At 41.6% G+C, this 20,051-nt stretch carries 20 protein-coding genes and 1 pseudogene; 13 read left to right on the top strand and 8 right to left on the bottom strand.

The features are described 5' to 3' along the window. Positions 1-113: pseudogene (locus tag PN447_RS08150) on the bottom strand (IS607 family transposase); the annotation flags it as partial. Positions 114-441: 328 nt separating this feature from the next. Here PN447_RS08150 and PN447_RS08145 point away from each other — a divergent pair. Together PN447_RS08145 and PN447_RS08140 are read left to right on the top strand one after the other, a co-directional pair. Beyond that, on the top strand, positions 442-714 hold the full coding sequence (locus PN447_RS08145; RefSeq protein ID WP_271762233.1) for a GlsB/YeaQ/YmgE family stress response membrane protein: 273 nt from the start codon (positions 442-444) through the stop codon (positions 712-714). An 18-nt stretch (positions 715-732) separates the two neighbouring features. Beyond that, positions 733-1,092, top strand: coding sequence for a pentapeptide repeat-containing protein (locus tag PN447_RS08140; RefSeq protein WP_271762231.1), 360 nt, complete (start codon positions 733-735; stop codon positions 1,090-1,092). Between the two features lie 68 nt (positions 1,093-1,160). Here the strand turns inward: PN447_RS08140 and dcd are convergent, their stop codons facing one another. Together dcd and PN447_RS08130 are read right to left on the bottom strand one after the other, a co-directional pair. Next, on the bottom strand, positions 1,161-1,742 hold the full coding sequence (gene dcd / locus PN447_RS08135; protein ID WP_271733923.1) for a dCTP deaminase: 582 nt from the start codon (positions 1,740-1,742) through the stop codon (positions 1,161-1,163). An 86-nt stretch (positions 1,743-1,828) separates the two neighbouring features. After that, positions 1,829-2,365: a P-loop NTPase family protein gene (locus PN447_RS08130; RefSeq protein WP_271762229.1), complete on the bottom strand. Its 537-nt coding sequence runs from the start codon at positions 2,363-2,365 to the stop codon at positions 1,829-1,831. A 259-nt stretch (positions 2,366-2,624) separates the two neighbouring features. Between PN447_RS08130 and rph the strand changes: the two genes are divergently transcribed. The 6 genes from rph (at position 2,625) to PN447_RS08100 (ending at position 9,690) form a co-directional block, all read left to right on the top strand. Next, the gene (gene rph / locus PN447_RS08125) at positions 2,625-3,368 is read left to right on the top strand and encodes a ribonuclease PH (RefSeq protein WP_271762228.1); all 744 of its coding nucleotides are present in this window, start codon (positions 2,625-2,627) and stop codon (positions 3,366-3,368) included. A gap of 183 nt (positions 3,369-3,551) precedes the next feature. Beyond that, complete coding sequence (gene pgl / locus PN447_RS08120; protein WP_271762226.1) at positions 3,552-4,274, top strand: 6-phosphogluconolactonase; 723 nt, start codon at positions 3,552-3,554, stop codon at positions 4,272-4,274. 213 nt (positions 4,275-4,487) lie between these two features. Further along, the gene (locus tag PN447_RS08115; protein WP_271762224.1) at positions 4,488-5,288 is read left to right on the top strand and encodes an FHA domain-containing protein; all 801 of its coding nucleotides are present in this window, start codon (positions 4,488-4,490) and stop codon (positions 5,286-5,288) included. Positions 5,289-5,372: 84 nt separating this feature from the next. Continuing rightward, entirely contained in the window at positions 5,373-6,116 is a 744-nt protein-coding gene (locus PN447_RS08110; protein ID WP_271762221.1) for a M50 family metallopeptidase, read from the top strand. 38 nt (positions 6,117-6,154) lie between these two features. After that, positions 6,155-7,915, top strand: a complete 1,761-nt coding sequence (locus tag PN447_RS08105; protein ID WP_334311088.1) for a protein kinase domain-containing protein — start codon at positions 6,155-6,157, stop codon at positions 7,913-7,915. A 593-nt stretch (positions 7,916-8,508) separates the two neighbouring features. After that, positions 8,509-9,690 carry a M20 family metallopeptidase gene (locus PN447_RS08100; protein WP_271762220.1) on the top strand — a complete coding sequence of 394 codons (1,182 nt, stop codon included), beginning with the start codon at positions 8,509-8,511 and terminating at the stop codon, positions 9,688-9,690. A 110-nt stretch (positions 9,691-9,800) separates the two neighbouring features. On the opposite strand, the gene PN447_RS08095 is transcribed toward PN447_RS08100, so the two are convergent. Next, entirely contained in the window at positions 9,801-10,856 is a 1,056-nt protein-coding gene (locus tag PN447_RS08095; RefSeq protein ID WP_271762219.1) for a hemerythrin domain-containing protein, read from the bottom strand. A gap of 531 nt (positions 10,857-11,387) precedes the next feature. Between PN447_RS08095 and PN447_RS08090 the strand changes: the two genes are divergently transcribed. Both PN447_RS08090 and PN447_RS08085 read left to right on the top strand, forming a co-directional pair. Then, the gene (locus PN447_RS08090) at positions 11,388-11,936 is read left to right on the top strand and encodes a DUF2231 domain-containing protein (protein ID WP_271762218.1); all 549 of its coding nucleotides are present in this window, start codon (positions 11,388-11,390) and stop codon (positions 11,934-11,936) included. Positions 11,937-12,218: 282 nt separating this feature from the next. Continuing rightward, on the top strand, positions 12,219-12,446 hold the full coding sequence (locus PN447_RS08085; RefSeq protein ID WP_271733933.1) for a DUF167 domain-containing protein: 228 nt from the start codon (positions 12,219-12,221) through the stop codon (positions 12,444-12,446). A 42-nt stretch (positions 12,447-12,488) separates the two neighbouring features. On the opposite strand, the gene PN447_RS08080 is transcribed toward PN447_RS08085, so the two are convergent. Further along, positions 12,489-13,115, bottom strand: a complete 627-nt coding sequence (locus PN447_RS08080; RefSeq protein WP_271762217.1) for a glutathione S-transferase family protein — start codon at positions 13,113-13,115, stop codon at positions 12,489-12,491. A 396-nt stretch (positions 13,116-13,511) separates the two neighbouring features. Here PN447_RS08080 and PN447_RS08075 point away from each other — a divergent pair, with 396 nt between their 5' ends. Together PN447_RS08075 and gatC are read left to right on the top strand one after the other, a co-directional pair. Next, the gene (locus tag PN447_RS08075) at positions 13,512-14,033 is read left to right on the top strand and encodes a photosystem I assembly protein Ycf3 (protein WP_271762216.1); all 522 of its coding nucleotides are present in this window, start codon (positions 13,512-13,514) and stop codon (positions 14,031-14,033) included. 130 nt (positions 14,034-14,163) lie between these two features. Then, on the top strand, positions 14,164-14,457 hold the full coding sequence (gatC, locus tag PN447_RS08070) for an Asp-tRNA(Asn)/Glu-tRNA(Gln) amidotransferase subunit GatC (protein WP_271762215.1): 294 nt from the start codon (positions 14,164-14,166) through the stop codon (positions 14,455-14,457). 248 nt (positions 14,458-14,705) lie between these two features. Here gatC and aroA read toward each other — a convergent pair whose 3' ends face one another. Beyond that, a complete protein-coding gene (gene aroA / locus PN447_RS08065; protein WP_271762213.1) occupies positions 14,706-16,055 on the bottom strand; it encodes a 3-phosphoshikimate 1-carboxyvinyltransferase in 1,350 nt (449 codons plus the stop codon). 133 nt (positions 16,056-16,188) lie between these two features. Here aroA and PN447_RS08060 point away from each other — a divergent pair, with 133 nt between their 5' ends. Further along, the gene (locus PN447_RS08060) at positions 16,189-17,739 is read left to right on the top strand and encodes an FAD-dependent oxidoreductase (RefSeq protein WP_271762212.1); all 1,551 of its coding nucleotides are present in this window, start codon (positions 16,189-16,191) and stop codon (positions 17,737-17,739) included. Between the two features lie 36 nt (positions 17,740-17,775). Here the strand turns inward: PN447_RS08060 and nifV are convergent, their stop codons facing one another. Both nifV and arsS read right to left on the bottom strand, forming a co-directional pair. Continuing rightward, positions 17,776-18,891, bottom strand: a complete 1,116-nt coding sequence (nifV, locus tag PN447_RS08055; protein ID WP_271762211.1) for a homocitrate synthase — start codon at positions 18,889-18,891, stop codon at positions 17,776-17,778. Positions 18,892-19,006: 115 nt separating this feature from the next. Beyond that, positions 19,007-20,017: an arsenosugar biosynthesis radical SAM (seleno)protein ArsS gene (gene arsS / locus PN447_RS08050; RefSeq protein WP_271762209.1), complete on the bottom strand. Its 1,011-nt coding sequence runs from the start codon at positions 20,015-20,017 to the stop codon at positions 19,007-19,009. Between the last annotated feature and the right edge of the window lie 34 nt (positions 20,018-20,051).

Below are 20,051 nucleotides of genomic sequence, written 5' to 3'. Positions count from 1 at the left end.
TTTCTCAACCCGTACAATCGACAAGAAAAACAATGAATGATTGCCATTAAGTCCTCGACTAATTCCTGTTGCGGAGATAGTGATTCTTGATTGGCTACAATAATTTCACATCCTAGCAGGAAGTTTCCCAACTGAATCCCATCGTTGTAATGTCTTGACTGACACCCCAATTTTCTTTGCAAACTCATGAGGTTTAAACATAAATGCACTTATAGGTTTGTAGGTAAGTGTATAGGTTTGTCTATTTAATTATCAACTAGGCTACTACTCTCTAGGTCTCATCTGGTTGTTTTACCCAAACAGGTATAGACCAAAAGAAGTGCTACTCACGCAAATACTCTCTTGAAGCTCTCAATAATTAGTTCTGATGACAGATTTAATGCCCACGGTTGAATTGTTAACCTATGTCTGTAAGTAATAATAGTTACTAAATTAATAATCATGAACATTCTTGCTTGGATTGCTTTAGGTCTAATTGCTGGAGCTATTGCTAAAGCGATTTACCCAGGACATCAAGGTGGTGGTATCTTAGGAACAATCTTACTGGGTATTATCGGTGCTTTTATCGGTGGTAGCTTTGGCATATTCTTTGCTACAGGTAGATTTGCTCTAGCGGCTCCTACTCTTAGTGCTACAGGCATTATCTTAGCAATAATTGGCTCAATTATTGCTATTTTATTGTGGAACTTGTTAACTTCTCGCCGTGCTGCATAAGTATTGAGGTAGATATTTATGGACGTAGATAATTTTCTGCGACGTTACGCTGCAGGAGAACGAGATTTTGCACAGGTAGATTTAAGCAGGGCTAATCTAGGTGGATTAATCTTAAATCAAGTTGATCTTAGCGGTGCTAATCTCAGTAAAGCCAATCTGCATAAAGCACATCTAGAAGCCGCAAATCTGAGTAATGCTGATTTAAGTACAACCTATCTGACATCTGCAAATTTAGAAGGCGCTAACTTGGAAGGAGCCAACCTGCACAAAGCCGATTTAGATCGTGCTAATTTAAGAGCAGCAAATTTGACCAATGCCAACCTGGAAGGAGCGAATTTTCGTAATGCTATCCTTCCGGATGGCACTGTCTCCGACTAAAGATTAAATATTACTCAATTTTGATTCCTGCTCAAAAATTGTGAATTTTTGAGCGGTAATTGTGGAAACTAAACCTTGGCAATGGTTACAGTTTGGGCTTGATTTTGATACTTACCAAAGCGTTCCGCGTAGGTTGTTTGACATGGTTCACCTTCCAAAAATAGGAGCTGCAACACACCCTCATTAGCGTAGATGCGACAGTCAGCACTAGAAGCATTGCTGAATTCCAGAGTTAAGAAACCTTCCCAGGAGGCTTCAGCAGGAGTTATGTTAGCAATAATCCCGCAACGCGCCATAGTTGATTTTCCGATACAAATAACTGTGATGTTCGGAGGAATGCGCAATCTTTCCAGGGATACACCCAAGGCGTAAGAGTTGGCGGGAATAATAAAAAATGATCCATCTTCATCGGTTTGTAGTGGAATCGATTCTAGGTTCTCAGGATTAAACCGCTTAGGATTAACAATAGTACCTGGAATGTGTCTAAAAATACGAAAATCTGTGGGAGCTAATCTTAAATCATAGCCATAGCTAGACAAGCCATAACTAATGACTCGCCTATCTTCAACCTGGCGCACTAGAGAATTTTCAAATGGAGAAATCATTCCTAGTTTGGCTTGTTCGATAATCCATTTATCATTTTTCAGCACGTTTGACCTCTGTGTAAATAAATCTACAAACATCAACAATCATTTCGCTTACCTCTTCGAGACGTGGATAAGCCTGGGGTATCAGGTTAAGGTCGATGACTACGACGGATTTCGGTAATTTGGTCTGCTACATCTAACAGGGATTTTGGCATCTCTGTTCCTGTAAGGATAATATCAACATGAGCCGGGCGTTGTGCGAGAAATTCCAAAACCTCAGTTTCGGGAATTAAGCCAAAATTAATTGCTAAACTTAATTCATCTAAAACCACAAGAGAATATTTACCCGCACTTACTATTTTTTGCGTATATTGCCACAACTTTTGTAAAGCTTCCCCTTCCGCAAGGTCTAGATGGGGTGTGTCGATGCAGCGGGGGACATCACAGCGAATCCAATCTAAATTTTGCCCTAATTGAATGGGGCGCTCTTGACCTTGACGAATACCACCTTTGAGAAATTGTACGACTAATACTGGTGTACCTTGACCTGCGATTCTCAGGGCTTGGGCTATGACACTAGTAAAAAAAATACGTTTTTTACTAGTAAAAACTTGTACTAATCCCGCCACTGGATAGGGTAAGCTGAGGGTTGAATTGGCGCTGGGAGTTTCTAATTGGGCAATCATAAATCAGTTAAAAAAATAGCAAAGATTAGAAAATTTTACACACATTAGTAAAATCTACTGGCATAATTATAGTAATTACTAGAAAAAAAAGGACTGGGATAAGTTCGATTTCTTCTGTGTTTATACAAAGTTAAAACTCCTATCAACGCACTAAAATATAACAGATTTTGACCATGAAAGATTGTATCTGCTAATCTGATAGCTTGCGTGGCGTAGCCATAGGCAGTATAGTCTGTATAAAATTTCTGAGGTAATTCTCATGGTTTGGCAACGCCCCGATGGTCGAGAACCCTATCAAGTCCGTCCTATCAGCTTTCATGGGGGTTTTACCCGCTTTGCTCCCGGTTCAGTCCTCACAAAATTTGGAGACACTCAGGTACTGTGTACTGTCAGTGTGAGTGAAGGTGTGCCTAAGTTTTTAGCGGGAACTGGCAAAGGTTGGTTGACATCAGAGTATAGAATGTTGCCTTCAGCTACACAAGAACGGCAAGCTCGGGAATTGTTGAAATTGTCTGGACGAACTCAGGAAATTCAACGTTTAATTGGACGTAGCCTACGAGGAGCAATTGATTTTGAGGCCTTGGGAGAACGAACCCTGACTGTGGATGCTGATGTCTTACAAGCGGATGCTGGAACTAGAACAGCAGCGATTACAGGGGGGTTTGTGGCTTTAGCTCATGCAGTTTCTCAATTGTTGCAGCAAGGTGTATTAGAGCGATCGCCTTTATCTGGACAAGTAGCAGCAATATCCGTGGGTTTATTGCAAGGCGAGCCATATCTAGATTTAGACTATATTGAGGATGTGGCGGCAACAGTAGATTTTAATGTGGTTATGAACCAAGATCTGGGTATAATTGAAATTCAGGGTACAGCAGAAGAAGGCAGTTATAGTCGGACTCAGTTAAATCACCTACTAGATTTTGCGGAAAAAGGCATTCAGCAACTGTTAATATTTCAGAGAGAGGCAATCTCAGACTGGGAGCAACTGTTACCAGTCAAGTAGAGATGTAATTAATCGCCTGTGTATAAGGTGATCAGCCTTTGTCCCTGTACAGCTTAAGTAGCCCATCCCATGGCAAATGGGAAATTCCGTGGGAATTCCTTAAAAGTTTCAAAAGTTAAAAAGGGCAATAGTCATAAATTAGTTATGGTATTGCACAGAAGTGGGCGATATGATGATTAAACTATGAATAACAAGGTTGAAGTTCTTCCGGGTATTTCGGACTTAGTGGCGCGATCGCTAGACTTGATTCTATCCAAGTTGTCAACCGCCATTAAGGAACGCGGACAATTTACCATCGCCCTAGCTGGTGGTAGTACACCGAAGCCATTGTACGAAGCGATAGCTAGTCAAAAACTCCCTTGGGATAAAATTCATGTCTTTTGGGGAGACGAACGTTATGTACCCCCAGATCATCCTGATAGCAATGAACTGATGGCACGGCGTGCGTGGTTAGATCATGTTGATATCCCTACCACTAATATTCACGCTATACCCACTTTAGACGGAGATCCAGCCCTATCAGCCACCAAACATGAACAGCATCTGCGAGAATTTTTCAATTCTCCCGCCAACGAGTTTCCTGCTTTAGATGTGATATTACTAGGAATGGGTGATGATGCACATACCGCTTCTTTGTTTCCCCAGACCGCGGCTTTAAAAGTCCATGACCGCTTGATTACAGTGGGTAACAAAGACGGAAACCCCCGCATAACCTTCACATACCCATTTATTAACGCTGCTCGCAGTGTAATTTTTATGGTTGCTGGTGCTAATAAACGACCAGCTCTAGCTCAAGTCTTCGCCCCCGTGGCTGATGATTTTACTTATCCATCCCGCTTGATTAAACCCCAAGGCGAACTGTGGTGGTTGCTGGATGCAGCCGCAGGTATGGCTCTACCACGCTAGCTATGAGAACTCCCAGATTGACTTTCCCATCAGGAGTAATGATTACCATCGCAAGCTAGAGTTTTTTCCTGAGCGAACCTCTAATCGCCGGGAGATTCAGGCTTGTTCCTAGCCGCTTTTGTGTGTGACACTGTTCCACAATCTTGGTGTCTGCAGTGTTTTGTATGTTTACGAATAGTATCTTACGATGATCTTGAACAAGGACCTAAATCGATGATCGTCTGTCCTAATTGCAATCACCCCAATCCAGACGGCGCTGTCCAATGTGAAGCCTGTTATACGCCGTTACCAACCATTGGTCACTGTCCCAACTGTGGCGCAACTGTCCAGGCTGATGCTGCTTTTTGCGGTCAATGCGGTTATAACCTGCATTCTAATGGAGCAGCTACCCCAGCATCTGTGGCAATTCCCAACATCCCAGTAGAAGTACCGCGGTTAGTACAGCCTGATCCCCTTTTAGAAGTTTCACAACCAGATGCTTTGGGAACTAACCCAGACCCCAACACCAATCAGCCGGTTACTTCACCCCTACCACCAACGATAATTTCAACAGCTGTAACCGAACCAGCACCCGTGGTACCCGAACCAGCACCAGCACCCGTGGTATCCGAACCCGAACCCGCACCCGTGGTAACCGCACCAGCACCCGCACCCGTGCCATACCCTTCTATGACGCAACTACAGCAGGTAACTGCACGGTTATTCCACGTCCAGAGCGATCGCGAAATTGAATTACCACAAGGTCTATCTGTGATTCATATCGGCAAACCCAATGACCGGATTCCCCCAGATATTGATGTTTCCGGATTTTCCAATTCGGAAATTGTCTCGCGGATACATGCAGATATTCGCGTTGAGGGAGATTTTCACTACATAGAAGATGTGGGAAGTTCTAATGGGACTTACATTAATAACTCGCCCTTATTACCCGGTAACCGACACCGCCTCAGACCAGGCGATCGCATCAGTCTGGGTAAGGGAGATTTAGTCACGTTTCTATTTCAACTTGCCTAACTGATTTTTGCCATCCGAGAACTGTTCTCGGATGAGTAAATTATCCACATCAAACCAGGGACGGATGTTTACCAAAATTTACCTATGAAGGAACCAGGAAAAGATTTTTTACCAAAGCTGACACGCGTTGCTCCGCCCGTAGTAGAACCTATGGGACTAACTTGGCTAATTACAGCAGCGATAGTGACTATCCTGTTATGGCAACTTCCGGCAGGTGATTATATTTTATACCCTTTTAGTATCCTGGCAACTTGGTTCCACGAAATGGGTCACGGATTGATGGCTATGCTGTTAGGAGGACGGTTTCATCAATTACAAATTTTTAGTAATGGTTCGGGCGTTGCTAGTTATAGCATCTCCCAAGCTCTATGGCCAATTGGTTCGGCTTTAGTCGCCGCCGCCGGTCCCATGGGTCCACCTATTGCCGGTGCTGGTTTGATTCTGGCTTCACGTAATTTTACCACTGCTTCCCTGAGCTTAAAGATACTGAGTGGGGTTCTGTTACTTTCCACATTACTTTGGGTGGGTTCTGGGTTTGGATTGCTGGCGGTTCCCATATTGGGTTTAACTATTCTGGGAATATCCCTGAAAGCTCCCCAGTGGGTACAGGGATTTGCTATTCAATTTCTGGGTGTACAAGCTTGTGTCAGTACGTACCACCAACTGAATTATTTATTTAGCTACAGTGCCGGATCATTAGGAATTTCTGATACGGGACAAATGCAAAGGTATCTACTTTTACCTTACTGGTTTTGGGGTGGGTTGATGGCGATCGCATCTCTGGTGATTCTATTCCAAAGCCTGCGCATTGCCTATCGTGGGCAGTAATGGGTTAAAATCAATTCAGTCTCTGTATCATAGCAAATGTGCCCGACATCACTAAGAATGCGGTTCACTGCATAAATCCTGAATGTAAACGTCCTTATCCTCAACCTTGGGGCAATAAGTTTTGTAACAGTTGTGGCACACTGCTACGGATGTTAGACCGTTATGTGCCTCTGCAACCCTTGGGTGCGGGAGGATTCGCGCAAATTTACACAGTTTGGGATCAGAAGACCCAGACGGAAAAAGTACTCAAAGTTTTGGTAGAAAATTCACCAAAAGCACTGGAATTATTTAGACAAGAGGCCGAGGTTTTAATTAAGTTGCGGCATCCGGGTATTCCCAGGGTAGAATCTGATGGTTATTTTCAAGTCAATGTACCCAATTCTAAACCGCGTCAACTAGCTTGTCTGGTGATGGAAAAAATTAACGGGTTGACTTTGGAACAGGTAATACAACAAAATTATCCTCAAGGATGTCCAGAGAATCGGGTGTTAACTTGGCTGTCTGAGGCTATAAATATTTTACAGGAACTGCACAAACGCCAGATTATTCATCGCGACATCAAACCTTCTAATTTGATGTTACGAACTTCCTCCCCCACTGTTACCCTGACTCCGGGGGGAAGCAAGGAAGAACTGGTATTGATTGATTTCGGCGGGGTCAAACAATTTAACACCGCTAAGGTACGTCGAGAGTCCAGTTCAACTAAGTTATATTCTTCTGGTTACAGTCCCCCAGAACAGGTGACCGGTAGTAATATTAGTCCTGGGGCTGATTTTTATGCCCTTGGTCAAACGATGATTGAATTACTTACGGGTAAGCATCCGCTGGAATTACGAGATCCTCAAACTGGTGTGCTGCGGTGGCGAGATCAGATAAAAGTTAATCCGCAACTGGCAGATTTACTAGATGAAATGGTACTAGAAGATGTGCGATCGCGTCCAGGAAATGCAGGAATTATTCAGAAAAGATTAAATAAGATTATCCACCAATCTTCCGGGACTAGCTTATTTTCCCACATCCAGGAATCTGTGGAGCAAGGAGCAGCAAAAGTTGCCGCTAAGTTTATACTTTTAATACAGGCCATTAAGAATCTATTCAATCATCTCACCAATGCCATAGGTAAAACAATTGTTTTGATAGCGCAAGCAATTCTCAAGGTTTTACAAGCTTGTGGGGCGACAATTTGGGCTATGCTACTAACTAGCCTTGGCACTTGCCTAGGTACGATTATTGGTTTATTTGTAGCTTATCGTACGGTATTAGGCGAGGAAGTTTCAGAATATATTTTGCGTCAGCTACCGGAATTAGTAACTAATACTCAAGCTATGGTAGCCACAGAAATGATAGTGTTTGTTGGCGCCGGTTGGGGAACCGCATGGGGACTAACCATATCGGGATGTTTTGGTCAACGAAAACGGTTTTTAGTAGCATCGCTCATGGGTATGATCAGCTATGGGTTTAGTTGGTTAGTTTGGCAATTCATCACACCCAAAGATAGCGGTGAAGGACTATTGACAGTAATTTTAGTTGCGGTTTTTCTATTGACCTTGAGTATAGACTTTCGCAGCCATCACATAGTTCATGCTGTGGTGGCTACATTGGGTACTGCAATTGTCTTTGCACTGTTAATTATTTTTGGTTTCCCAACTACTGTTTTTGAATTTTCTGGTCAGTCCATCTTTTTAACATCATACCTGCCCATTGTTTTTTTGAGTTTGGTAGGTCTGTTAATGAGCTTTTGGTTAGGGGTGAGTTATTACCTGATTGTCCCCGGTTTGCGCTGGTTGGGGTGGCGTTAACGGGGTGGGGTAGAGATGGGATTTTGCCCACGCCTAAAACAAGATACCCCTAGCCGAAACGAAAAGAAAGCCAGGGGTATCACATATGTGGTACTCTATAAGGATTTCAGTATAGTGCCTTACGTTGACATACTCACCGATCTTGAATATCGGTGATTCTTGACAGTTCACAGTAACTCCCTGCCGAAGCAGTCTTATAGTCACTCCCTGTCCATTTAAAGTCGTGCCGATGCCCCATGCCGACTATTGCATTTTAGCTTTTTGTTGTTTTTTAGGCAAGTTTTTTTCCAAGAATCAAAAAAGCCGTCGTAGAACAACGGGGTTTTAAACCCATTTTTTCGATAAGATAAATAGATAAGTATTTTAAAGCCTAAATCCAATTTTGTATAGTCCTTGAAGTAAATTTCTGAGATTTTTATAGTTTCTTGATCAATAGGTTACATTTTTGTTCTAGTGAAAATTAGTATATTTAATGACACTTTAATCCTCATGTTAGACAACCCTATCCTCACATTGTAGCTGTAGAGGAAAAGCATTTTGTTCGGGAACACTTCTCTATGATGGAAACAAAGCCTGTCACATAAAATAGAGTAATGCTAACCCGTATTAAAGACTTAGTCGCAACATTAGCGCCCCGCTTAATTGAAATTCGTCGCCATATCCACTCTCACCCAGAACTCAGCGGTCAGGAATACCAAACATCTGCCTTTGTGGCTGGTGTGTTGTCTTCTAGTGGTCTCCATGTAGAGGAGGGAATTGGTAAAACTGGGGTGATGGGAGAACTACAAAATACTGGGATAGATGAGCGTTTATTGGCAATTCGTACTGATATGGATGCTTTGCCAATTCAAGAACGGACAAATTTAGATTATGCTTCTCGTGTACAAGGTGTGATGCACGCTTGCGGTCATGATGTTCATACCACAGTGGGTTTAGGAACAGCAATGGTGCTCTCCGAAATAGCCGAGGAATTGGGCGCTAAGGTGCGGTTTTTATTTCAGCCCGCTGAGGAAATTGCTCAAGGCGCAACCTGGATGGTCAAGGACGGCGCAATGTCCCAGGTGACGGCTGTATTAGGTGTTCATGTTTTCCCCTCTATCCCCGCTGGATCTATTGGTGTACGTTACGGTGCGTTGACGGCGGCGGCTGATGATTTAGAAATTATCATTATGGGAGAATCTGGCCATGGGGCGCGTCCCCATGAAGCCATTGATGCAATTTGGATTGCTTCACAGGTGATTACTGCGTTACAACAAGCTATTAGCCGCACACAGAATCCTCTACGTCCTGTGGTTTTGAGTATAGGGAAAATTACGGGGGGGAGAGCGCCAAATGTGATTGCTGACCAAGTACAGTTGTTGGGAACAGTGCGATCGCTACATCCGGAAACCCGGAGTCAACTCCCCAATTGGATTGAAAATATTGTGGCGAGTGTCTGCCATTCTTTTGGGGCGCGTTATCAAGTTAATTATCGTCAAGGTGTCCCTAGTGTGCAGAATGATTATGCCATTACCCAATTGTTGCAATCTTCAGCTGAGGAAGCCTGGAGTAGCGATCGCGTCCAAGTTTTACCTGAGCCTTCTCTAGGTGCTGAAGACTTCTCTGTCTATTTAGAACACGCTCCCGGTTCGATGTTTCGCTTAGGTGTAGGCTACAAAGATAGAATTATTAATCACCCACTACACCATCCAGAATTTGAAGTCGATGAATCAGCGATTATCACCGGGGTTGTAACGATGGCTTATGCTGCTTATAAGTATTGCCAAAAAAGATAAAACTGCAACAAAAACAGCCTGTACCCGGACATACCCCAACATAGTAAAACCCACGCAAGTGGGTTTCAAATCCTTTTAATCACCTTCATCAATGAATGAGGGCGATTTAGCTAAACATTCGCTCCAGTTGTACTACCCCCCAATCTTGCTTGAATTTGGCTTTTAGCGGCTTTAAATTGTGTCGCCAGTTGCTCAGTTTGTTCAGTACTCAAGTTATTACGAATAGCAGCAAACATTGTGGTTTCTTCTTGACGAATATGATCGCCGACAATATCCATCAAATTTCTGACTCTATCTTTAAATTCTGCATCTGAGGGATTAATAGCGCGGATTTCTTCTAACAGCCGTTTTATGTGAGCATGTTCATCATAAAGTTCTTGGGTGTCGGAGTCACCATAGAAAGAACGTACTCTGGGGTAAACAACTTCCTGTTCAGCTTCAGTATGAGTCGTCAGGTCTTTGTAAGCTTGACCAAAATACTCCTGAATCTTTTGGGGATCGTTGCTTTGTAGTAATTCTGTAAACAGGATATTCACCTTATTGTGATCCATGCGGATAACATCCTGGATATTCATATCTTTTTTGTCACTGGTTTGGGTAACCGCGCTACCTACTGCACCACTAAAGGCTGCGATCGCATCTTGAACTCGTCCCCAAATCCCTTGATCTGCATTTTGTCCAGTCAGTTCACGCACACCTAAAACCTCTAAAAAACCTTTGAGTTGTTCTTGGTGAGCGCGGTTTTCAAAGTTAACCGTATTCAAAGGGCTAATGGCGGCCATGACATCAGCACCAACCTTTTGAGCCGCCTTGTGAATCAGTACACCACACATTACCTGTTGATGTTTTAATAATTCATGTTGAAATATTTTTTCATAAAAACTCAATTGAGATCCCTGCATTAATTCCCGGACTTGATTACACATTTCTTGAACCATTGGTTCTGGTTTTTTTCGGATGCCATACTGAATAATTGTAGTTTCCAGAACCCCTTTATTTTTCTGGTCATCTTCTAGCATCTTCCGGAGAAGTTCAGATATTTCCACATCAGTTGATTGCGTCAAAAACAGTTGCTCATTTTCTATAAGCAACTGTTGAATTAGTTGCATACTTGCCAATTTTATGCCGATAGCATTTCGTTTGGTATCATCTAATGTCGTTACCATCTCCAGTTCTCCTCTGAAATTATTTCGTATTATTAGTCTGTCTAAGAGTGACATATAATTTATGTAAATTACATCTTTCTTTTGAATGATCGCCTTCACCACTCAAGATATAAAAATCAGATATAGTCATCCTATTTGACTTGAGAAATTATGAGTGAGGAAAGGGAACAGGGAACAGAAATTGTTCATGAATCATTTAGGATTGCTATATATATACAAAAAGATTATAATTATACTTGGGGAAATATAACTGTATAGCTGTAAATACCCCACAGGGAAGATAAAAATTTTTGGCAATTTTTATAAATTGACTCAAGGATACTGAAATAGATTTTCTCCAATAATACTAGAGCATCCTAATGGATAGGTATATTCAGACATTTAACCAAGCCAGAGAATTAATTTTGATGTTGGGGATAAAGTTATTTTCATAACTTCTCACTCAATAAACATCAAATCTGAGAAATTAACCTTACATATACCGGCTCATATTCAACAAATTTATTTTAGGTAAAAATAGGATAATAAATCATGGAAAGTACAGGAACAGAATCCAATTCCACACCATTTCCAAATATCCCACCAATTATTGAAAGCGACAACAGAGAGTATCAAGATAGCGGTGTACCTAGCACAGTGGCGATCGCTGGACATCCTTTACACCCCGTAACAATGATTTTTCCCATAGCCTTTTTAACTGGCGGACTGGGGAGTGACTTCGCCTATTGGTTAACTAATGATTTTTTCTGGGCTAGAGCGTCACTATGGTTAATTGGACTCGGACTTATAGGAGGACTCATCGCCGCCATCACAGGGATGAGTGACTTTTTGAAAATTGAACGTGTTCGCAAGCGCACCGCCGGCTGGATGCACTTAATTCTTAATGTAACTATTTTAGCGTTAACATCCATCAACTTAATTTTACGTCTGGGCGATGCTGAAGCCCGAATATTACCTTGGGGATTCTTCGTGTCCCTAGTTGTGGGTACGCTCACAAGTATCACTGGTTGGTTTGGGGCTGAACTTTCCTATCGGCACAAAATTGGTGTAGTAGGTGCTGGTAGCAGAAGATATCCCTAGTTCTTTGTGATGGAGGGTTAATAACTAATCCTCCTGACACTTGTGGGTCTAAATACACAGAGATTCTGAATTCAATCACTCCTCAAGGTTTGTCAGCTCTCATCTTGGCTATTTTGCTCGCCATCAGGAAACAGGACTCGTAACTATATATTATAAATAGGATAAAGCCTTTTTCAGGCTAATGAAGTACACATCAATTGCCTATTCCCTGTTCCCTGAAACTAAACAACTTTGTACCTCACGAGCATGGGAAATGCTATATATAACTAACAATAATTGGATATGCAAAGAAGAGTTAAAGTTAAACCTAATTGTAAAGAACAAAAAATTGAAGAACAAAGTGACGGGAGTTTGACTGTCAAATTAAAGTCACCCCCAGTAGATGGTAAAGCCAATGAGGAATTAATTAAACTCTTAGCGGAAAAGTTTAAGGTATCAAAATCTCGGATTAGTATTAAATCTGGGTTATCCTCTCGGCAAAAGCTGATTGAAATTGATACAGATAATTAATTGCTTTATTGTTATATCTAGTACAATCTACCAGTGAGTTTTCTATTCAATAAAATTGATATCTTGTGTAATGGTAATATATCTAGATTGAGATTTTACTCGTTTGATCCACGCTTTGATACCGGGGAAATTTCTCAAATCAAAACCTCCTTCATGTGCCACATGAGTATAAGCAAACAAGGCAATGTCGGCAATTGTATAACGCTCGCCCACAAAAAACTCATGAGTCATCAAATGATTTTCCATAACCTTTAGTGCTGCATACCCAGGGTCACGTTGTTGTTCTATAGCTGTGCGATATTCCTCAGGTTTACCTAAAATAGAGAGCCAAAATCTTGATTTAGCGATAAAAGGTTGATGACTAGATTGTTCAAAAAACAACCATTGCAATACTTGCGATCTTAAAAAGCGATCATATGGTAAAAATTCTGTACCTTCACTCAAATACATTAATATAGCATTTGATTCTGCTAAATACTTACCAGTATCAATTTCTAAAACTGGTATTTTCCCGTTAGGATTCTTACTTAAAAATTCTGCTGTGCGAGACTCTCCTTTCAAAATATTAATGTCCACTCTTTCAAATGGCATACCCATTTGGGTTAATAAAAGTCGAACCTTGTAACTATTGCCAGATGGTAAGAAATCATACAATTTAATCATTCTCATGTCGATATTAATAAAATAATATATATTACCCAAAGGACTAGGAAAAACAGGATATATTTGCTAAATATGCAGGATATTCACACACAAATAAATTATATAAAAAATTTCCAAATACTATAAAAATAGTATTATTGCGTTTTTCTTGAGTGTATGAACAGCAGAGTATATGTGGAATATTTACTTTAGGATTTAAGGACTGGCGTGATTTAGTGGTAGCCGATGGTTTTCATTTTCGGCTTTGAGATAAAAAGCTCTTGGAATGGGGGTTGTGGGAAAGATGGCCACCTCTACAGAAAAACTCTCAAGGTAAGGAAATTAAATCTTGTACAATTTTAACAATGGCGTCTAATGAATTAGTCAAACCAATTCATCATCCCAATAACCATAGAGGCAAATATGCCAAGAACACAGAAAAACGATAATTTCATTGACAAATCCTTTACAGTGATGGCGGATATCATCCTGAAAATCCTCCCCACCAACAGGAAAGCTAAAGAAGCATTTGTGTATTACCGAGATGGGATGTCAGCCCAGGCTGAAGGAGAATATGCTGAAGCCTTAGAGTACTATGAAGAAGCGCTGACACTAGAGGAAGACAGTAATGATCGCGCGTATATTCATTACAATATGGGGCTAATCTATGCCAGTAATGGTGACCACGATACAGCTTTAAAAATGTATCACCAAGCGATTGAATTAAATCCGCGTTTACCCCAAGCCTTGAATAACATTGCGGTGATTTACCATTATCAAGGTGAAAAGGCCAAAGAAGCTGGGGATAATGACGCTGGCGAGGCATTTTTTGATCAAGCGGCAGATTATTGGATTAGAGCCATCCGCATGGCTCCCAATAATTACATTGAAGCCCAGAACTGGCTGAAAACTACCGGACGTATGCAAATTGACGTATTCTTTTAATATTCTCTAGGTTGGGTTAAAGCTTTGCCAAACCCAATACCAAGAAACTCACCCCCACCTCCACAAGGGAGGCGGGGCGGGTTTGTCTCTCCCATTGAGCATAAGAAAAAAAATTAACCATTGAGGAACCATGATTGATCGGGAACAAGTTCATAAAGTAGCTCTTCTAGCTCGGTTAGAATTAACAGCACAAGAGGAGGAGAAATTTACCACCCAACTGGGAAGTATTCTGGAATACGTGGAACAGTTGAATGAAGTAGATGTGATTGATGTGTCGCCGACCACAAGGGCGATTGATGTTAGTAATGTGACTCGAAAAGATGAGTTAGAACCATATCCTGAGCGAGAAGCCATTCTTAATAGTGCGCCGGAACAAGAAGGGGAATTTTTTAAAGTCCCAAAAATTTTAAATAGCAACGAGTAGGGATAATTGCCTTTTTTTTGCGCTCCGTTTGTGGTGAAAACCATCCCAAGTTTTAATAGCCATGGTTTTGTATATTTCTTGGGGTCGTCCTGACTCGGATTGTACCAAAATGCCTTGCAATTGATTTTAATGCCCCTCATAATGGCAATGAAGTAGTTAAAAGAACATTATATCAAAGATAAACACAGATAATTTATCTGTGTTTATAGTATAGATAGTAGGAAATTATCCCCTGCTTAACTCGCAAACTAACACACCACTTTTGTAAGTGTGGCTGTGAAGTCAGGGTAAGAAATGGCTGCTGCTTCAGCGCGGTGAATGGTGGTGATCCCAGTAGAAACCAGAGATGCGATCGCCAGACTCATGGCAATGCGATGATCTGTATGACTATCCACATCAGTACCGACCAAGGGCGTACCGCCAGTAATTTCCATACCGTCGGGTAATTCATTAACTTTTGCGCCCATTTTAGTGAGTTGCTGCGCCATCACAGTAATGCGATCGCTTTCTTTGACTCGTAATTCCGCTGCATCGCGAATAATGGTTGTGCCTGTGGCAAATACTGCCGCCACTGCTAGGATAGGGATTTCATCAATCATTCTGGGAATAATATCCCCCGCAATGGTGCAGCTTTTTAAACCACTCGAACGCACTCTTAAATCTGCAACCGGTTCCCCAGCGACTTCCCGCTGGTTTTCCAGTTGAATATTGGCTCCCATGAGTGCTAAAGCCTCTAATATCCCCGTGCGCGTGGGATTAACACCGACGTTTTCTATCAGTAATTCAGAATCAGGTACAATTGCCCCAGCTACTAACCAAAAGGCTGCGGAACTGATATCCCCGGGGACAATAACTTTTTGTCCGTGTAATTGGGCAGGTCCCTTCAAAGTGACGCTATTGGTGTCTGGGTCAATAGTGAGTTCAGCACCAAAAGCCCGTAACATGCGCTCGCTGTGGTCACGAGAAAGAGCGGGTTCTGTGATGGTGGTTTGTCCTGGCGTTAATAAACCTGCAAGTAATAGGCAAGATTTAACTTGGGCCGAGGCGATGGGAGAATGATAATGAATCGGTTTGAGGGCTTGACCTTGAATTGCTAAGGGTGCTAAAGAATTACCCTTACGCCCCCAAATTTCCGCCCCCATTTGTTGTAATGGTTGAACCACACGGGACATCGGGCGCGATCGCAAAGAACTATCACCTGTAACCGTAAAAAACCGCCCTGGATGAGATGCTAAAAGCCCTAACATCAGTCTGAGTGTAGTACCAGAGTTGCCAGCATTCAACACATCCATTGGTTCTTGCAGTTGTCCCAAACCAATCCCCTGAACCCGGACTAATTCGGTGTTCAGTTCAGAAATTTGCGCCCCCATAGCTTGAAAACAGCTAGCAGTGCTACGGGGGTCTTCGCCTAAAAGCAGCCCTTCAATCTGGGTTTCACCTTGGGCGATGGCTCCTAACATTAAAGCACGGTGTGATATGGACTTATCACCCGGGACACGAATACAACCCTGTAAAGATAGACCAGTAGAGGGAGGGTGGATAATTAACTTGTGAGACTGGTCTGTTTGAGTTTCTAAAGTTATGACAGCAGCGGACATGAGGTTACCTAAAATCAACTTTTATTACTTGTTTGTGTTTGCATGTCGTGAATACGCAACCACTTTGTTGTCAGGGGTTTTCAGCCAGTCAAAGATAGGATGAATATTAGTAGTCTGTTGACATCAACTTTATATGTCCCCATCTTTAACTGAAAAAATTCTCTCTCAATTACCAGGTGATGTTCTGGGAGCTTTACGTCAAGGCGATCGCCTGCTAGAATCTTTGAGAGAAAATACAGCACCAGTCCCCACAGTAGTTAAACACAGTCAGCAACCATTAGAAGCTGTAGACTGGGATGTAATTGTCTGTGGTGGGACTTTAGGGATTTTAATTGGTTGCGCCTTAGCAGTAAAGGGACTGCGGGTAGCGTTAATAGAAAGGGGAATTTTACGGGGGAGAGTACAAGAGTGGAATATTTCCCGCCCCGAATTGCAAGTATTTCTAGAATTAAACCTACTGAGTACCGCAGAATTAGAACAGGCGATCGCTACTAAATATAACCCAGCACGAGTAAGTTTTGCCGGTGGTACCCAAATCTGGGTAGAAGATGTCTTAAATATCGGCGTAGATCCAGTTTACCTACTAGATACATTAAAAAACCGATTTATCGCTGCTGGGGGTAAGTTATTAGAAAATACACCCTTCACTCAAGCTATAGTTCATCCAGAGGGAGTCATAGTCAATAACCAATATAAAACTAGGTTATTAATCGATGCTATGGGAAACTTTTCTCCCATTACCAGACAAGCACGCCAAGGTAAAAAACCAGATGCTTTGTGCTTAGTAGTAGGAACTTGCGCCCAAGGTTTCCCAGTAAGTACCACTGGCGACTTATTATTTTCCTTCACATCCTTAGAAAATCAATGTCAATACTTTTGGGAAGCTTTCCCAGCCAAAGACGGTAGAACCACTTACTTATTTACCTATATGGATGCAGAACCACAGCGCTTGAGTTTAGCCGAATTATTCGAGGAATATCTGCGACTACTACCAGAATATCAGGGTGTGGAATTAAACCAATTGCAATTTCAACGAGCGCTGTTTGGCTTCTTTCCCAGCTATCGGGAAAGTCCGATTAAAACCCCTTGGAACCGCCTGTTAACCGTGGGAGACAGCAGTGGTAGTCAATCTCCCCTAAGTTTTGGCGGCTTTGGGGCGATGATACGTCACCTCAAGCGGTTAACATTTGGGATTCATGAAGCACTGCAAACTAATCAATTATCCGCCCAAAACTTAGCGCTGCTGCAACCTTATCAACCAAATCTCACAGTAACTTGGTTGTTTCAAAAAGCCATGAGTGTGGGTGTAAATCAGAAAATCCCCCCAGAGCAAATTAACGAACTACTCCGGTCTGTGTTTCAGGAAATGCAACAACTAGGGACACCAGTTTTGAAACCATTTTTGCAAGATGTGGTGCAATTTTCAGGACTGACAAAAACACTGTTAAAAACTGGTTTATTGCATCCGCTATTAGTGGCTAAAATTATTCCACAAGTTGGTATACTCAGCTTAGTGGACTGGATAGTACATTACACTAATTTAGGGGTTTACACTGCTTTATTTCAGTTAACCCCCATATTACAAACATGGATTAACAATCAACCCGCAGAACAACAATATTATTGGCATCGTTTAGTTGATGCTTGGAAATATGGTTCTGGTAGTGACTACTTTGATGTTTAACAGCAATTATCATAAATATCCGCCCAAGTATTGAGTCTACTGGTGTGTTTGTGCTAAATCCAAGACTTCTTGGGTAGTTAAACTCCGTTTGTGATCCATAGACGCTTGTCGCACCGCCTCTAAAACAGATTTCGTTGCTTCTGGGTTTAGAGAAATACCATGCTGCTGCAACAAGTTTAATAATAAATGCCTGCCAGAATGTTTACCCAGAAGTAAACGCCTCTCCCCACCTACCTCTTCGGGAGCAAAGGGTTCGTAAGTATGAGGGTTTTGCAGTACACCATGACCATGAATACCTGATTCATGAGCAAAACTATTTTCCCCCACTATTGCTTTCCAGGGATGTACATTGTGGCCTGATGCTGATGCTACCAGTCGGGATATTTCCCATAAGTGAGCAGTATCAATGCCTAAATTACTATTATGGATGTGTTTGAGAGCCATAACAACTTCTTCTAAAGCAGCATTTCCTGCTCTTTCACCTAAACCATTAACTGTGGTATTTGCTGATAAAGCACCCGCCTTGATCCCGGCTAGAGTGTTGGCTGTGGCTAAACCAAAATCATTGTGGGTATGCATTTCTACAGGTATAGACAATGCGTTTACTAATTTTTTAACTTGCGTGTAAGTACTGAAAGGATCCAGGACTCCCACTGTATCACAAAAACGAAACCTTGATGCGCCACATTCTTGAGCATCAAGTGCTACATCTAACAGGAATTTTTCTTCCGCTCTAGAGCCATCTTCCCCACCTACGGAAACAAACAGTCCATGATCAAGGGCAAAGTTGATACTGTCTCGCAGTTTTTGTAAAACTAACTGCCATTTACCCTGAAATTTAGCATTTATTTGAATTGCTGATACAGGGATGGATATATGCACTCGCTGCAAACCACAATCTATGCTAGCTTGAATGTCGGAAATTACGGCGCGGTTCCAACCCAGGAGTTGAGCTTGTAAACCTAAGTTGACAATTTTGTTTATGCCTTGTTGTTCTGTTTCACCCATGGCCGGGGTTCCAACTTCTAGCTCATGAACTCCAATCGCATCCAGTAATTGGGCGATCGCTATTTTTTCTTGTAAGTCAAACACCACACCAGCGGCTTGCTCTCCATCCCGGAGAGTAGTATCGTTAATTACAATTCTACTCATTTCTTTAGTGTCTGTGACATCATACCTTAATATACAGAAGTTTCACCAAAAAAGTAAGTAAAATTACAATTATTATCGGTAATTTTTAAGTAAATCAAAATACAATTTTACATTTCTATTCAATCAAAGCCCCACCACAACTTGAACCGCAGCCAGCAGTACAGCCATAACAATAGTTAGCTGTTTGAATTTCAGTAATTAAGTCTAAAGTTCCAGACTCTAGCAATTTACTGACTGTTAATGATTCACCATTACCAGTTTTAGCTGGTAGGTTCATCATTTGATTAAAATCACAATCATAGACATTACCGAGGTAGTCAACCGACAGTTCATTACCACACATTAAGTGCTCAACTGTACTGTGATTAAAATGGGACTCTAAAAACTGTAAGTAGCTAGTATGCAGACTTTTTCTTTCTAAATATATTTTAGTTCTGCCAACCGGTAGATTAGTGATGGTAAATAAGTTGTTAAACACAATATCAAAATGCTCTTGCAAGAACCTTTTATAATCTCCTTCTAGTTTAGTTTGCTCAGGGGCTAAAGAGAACTTTTCGCTAGTGGGTAAAGGTGGATTATATACTAAGTCCAAAATTAAATCAGATTTCTTGCCGTAACCGACTTTATTCAGCCATTGTAAGGCTGTAATTGAAGCATCAAAAACACCATGACCGCGCATTTTATCAACATTATCGGCCATGTAGCAAGGCAAAGAAGCAACAACTCTTACTTGGTGTTTGGCAAAATATTCTGGTAAATCACCAAAACCCTCTTCAAAATAAATTGTTAAATTAGACCTGACAATCACCTGCTTACCTGTAGAGTTTGCCGCTTCTACCAAGGGCTTAAATCCATAATTCATTTCTGGAGCGCCACCAGTTAAATCTACAATCTCAATTTCCGGGAACTGGTGGATTAAAGTAATTAACTGTTGGCAAATTTCGGGAGAAAGTTCTTCTACACGTTTCGGACTCGCTTCGACATGACAGTGAGTGCAAGCAAGATTACACCGCCGACCTAAATTAATTTGGAGAACAGAAATACTTTTTTTTGTCAGAGGATAAGTAAGTTTATTTTTAAATGATGTTATGACTGGTGTAAATATATTTGTTTGAATATTTGACATGATTTTATATTTCCCAATTAGTTCATATTATTAT

It is taken from the genome of Anabaena sp. CS-542/02, assembly GCF_028331085.1.
Taxonomy (GTDB): Bacteria; Cyanobacteriota; Cyanobacteriia; order Cyanobacteriales; family Nostocaceae; genus Anabaenopsis; species Anabaenopsis arnoldii.
This window is presented reverse-complemented; position numbering and strand designations above follow the sequence as displayed.

Coding starts and splice junctions, on each gene's coding strand:
- arsS (WP_271762209.1), bottom strand. CDS start 20,017: ATGTCAAATATTCAAACAAATATATTTACACCAGTCATAACATCATTT.
- gatC (WP_271762215.1), top strand. CDS start 14,164: ATGATTGATCGGGAACAAGTTCATAAAGTAGCTCTTCTAGCTCGGTTA.
- PN447_RS08090 (WP_271762218.1), top strand. CDS start 11,388: ATGGAAAGTACAGGAACAGAATCCAATTCCACACCATTTCCAAATATC.
- PN447_RS08115 (WP_271762224.1), top strand. CDS start 4,488: ATGATCGTCTGTCCTAATTGCAATCACCCCAATCCAGACGGCGCTGTC.
- PN447_RS08075 (WP_271762216.1), top strand. CDS start 13,512: ATGCCAAGAACACAGAAAAACGATAATTTCATTGACAAATCCTTTACA.
- rph (WP_271762228.1), top strand. CDS start 2,625: ATGGTTTGGCAACGCCCCGATGGTCGAGAACCCTATCAAGTCCGTCCT.
- PN447_RS08110 (WP_271762221.1), top strand. CDS start 5,373: ATGAAGGAACCAGGAAAAGATTTTTTACCAAAGCTGACACGCGTTGCT.
- PN447_RS08080 (WP_271762217.1), bottom strand. CDS start 13,115: ATGAGAATGATTAAATTGTATGATTTCTTACCATCTGGCAATAGTTAC.
- PN447_RS08140 (WP_271762231.1), top strand. CDS start 733: ATGGACGTAGATAATTTTCTGCGACGTTACGCTGCAGGAGAACGAGAT.
- PN447_RS08060 (WP_271762212.1), top strand. CDS start 16,189: ATGTCCCCATCTTTAACTGAAAAAATTCTCTCTCAATTACCAGGTGAT.
- pgl (WP_271762226.1), top strand. CDS start 3,552: ATGAATAACAAGGTTGAAGTTCTTCCGGGTATTTCGGACTTAGTGGCG.
- PN447_RS08145 (WP_271762233.1), top strand. CDS start 442: ATGAACATTCTTGCTTGGATTGCTTTAGGTCTAATTGCTGGAGCTATT.
- nifV (WP_271762211.1), bottom strand. CDS start 18,891: ATGAGTAGAATTGTAATTAACGATACTACTCTCCGGGATGGAGAGCAA.
- PN447_RS08085 (WP_271733933.1), top strand. CDS start 12,219: ATGCAAAGAAGAGTTAAAGTTAAACCTAATTGTAAAGAACAAAAAATT.
- PN447_RS08095 (WP_271762219.1), bottom strand. CDS start 10,856: ATGGTAACGACATTAGATGATACCAAACGAAATGCTATCGGCATAAAA.
- PN447_RS08130 (WP_271762229.1), bottom strand. CDS start 2,365: ATGATTGCCCAATTAGAAACTCCCAGCGCCAATTCAACCCTCAGCTTA.
- PN447_RS08100 (WP_271762220.1), top strand. CDS start 8,509: ATGCTAACCCGTATTAAAGACTTAGTCGCAACATTAGCGCCCCGCTTA.
- aroA (WP_271762213.1), bottom strand. CDS start 16,055: ATGTCCGCTGCTGTCATAACTTTAGAAACTCAAACAGACCAGTCTCAC.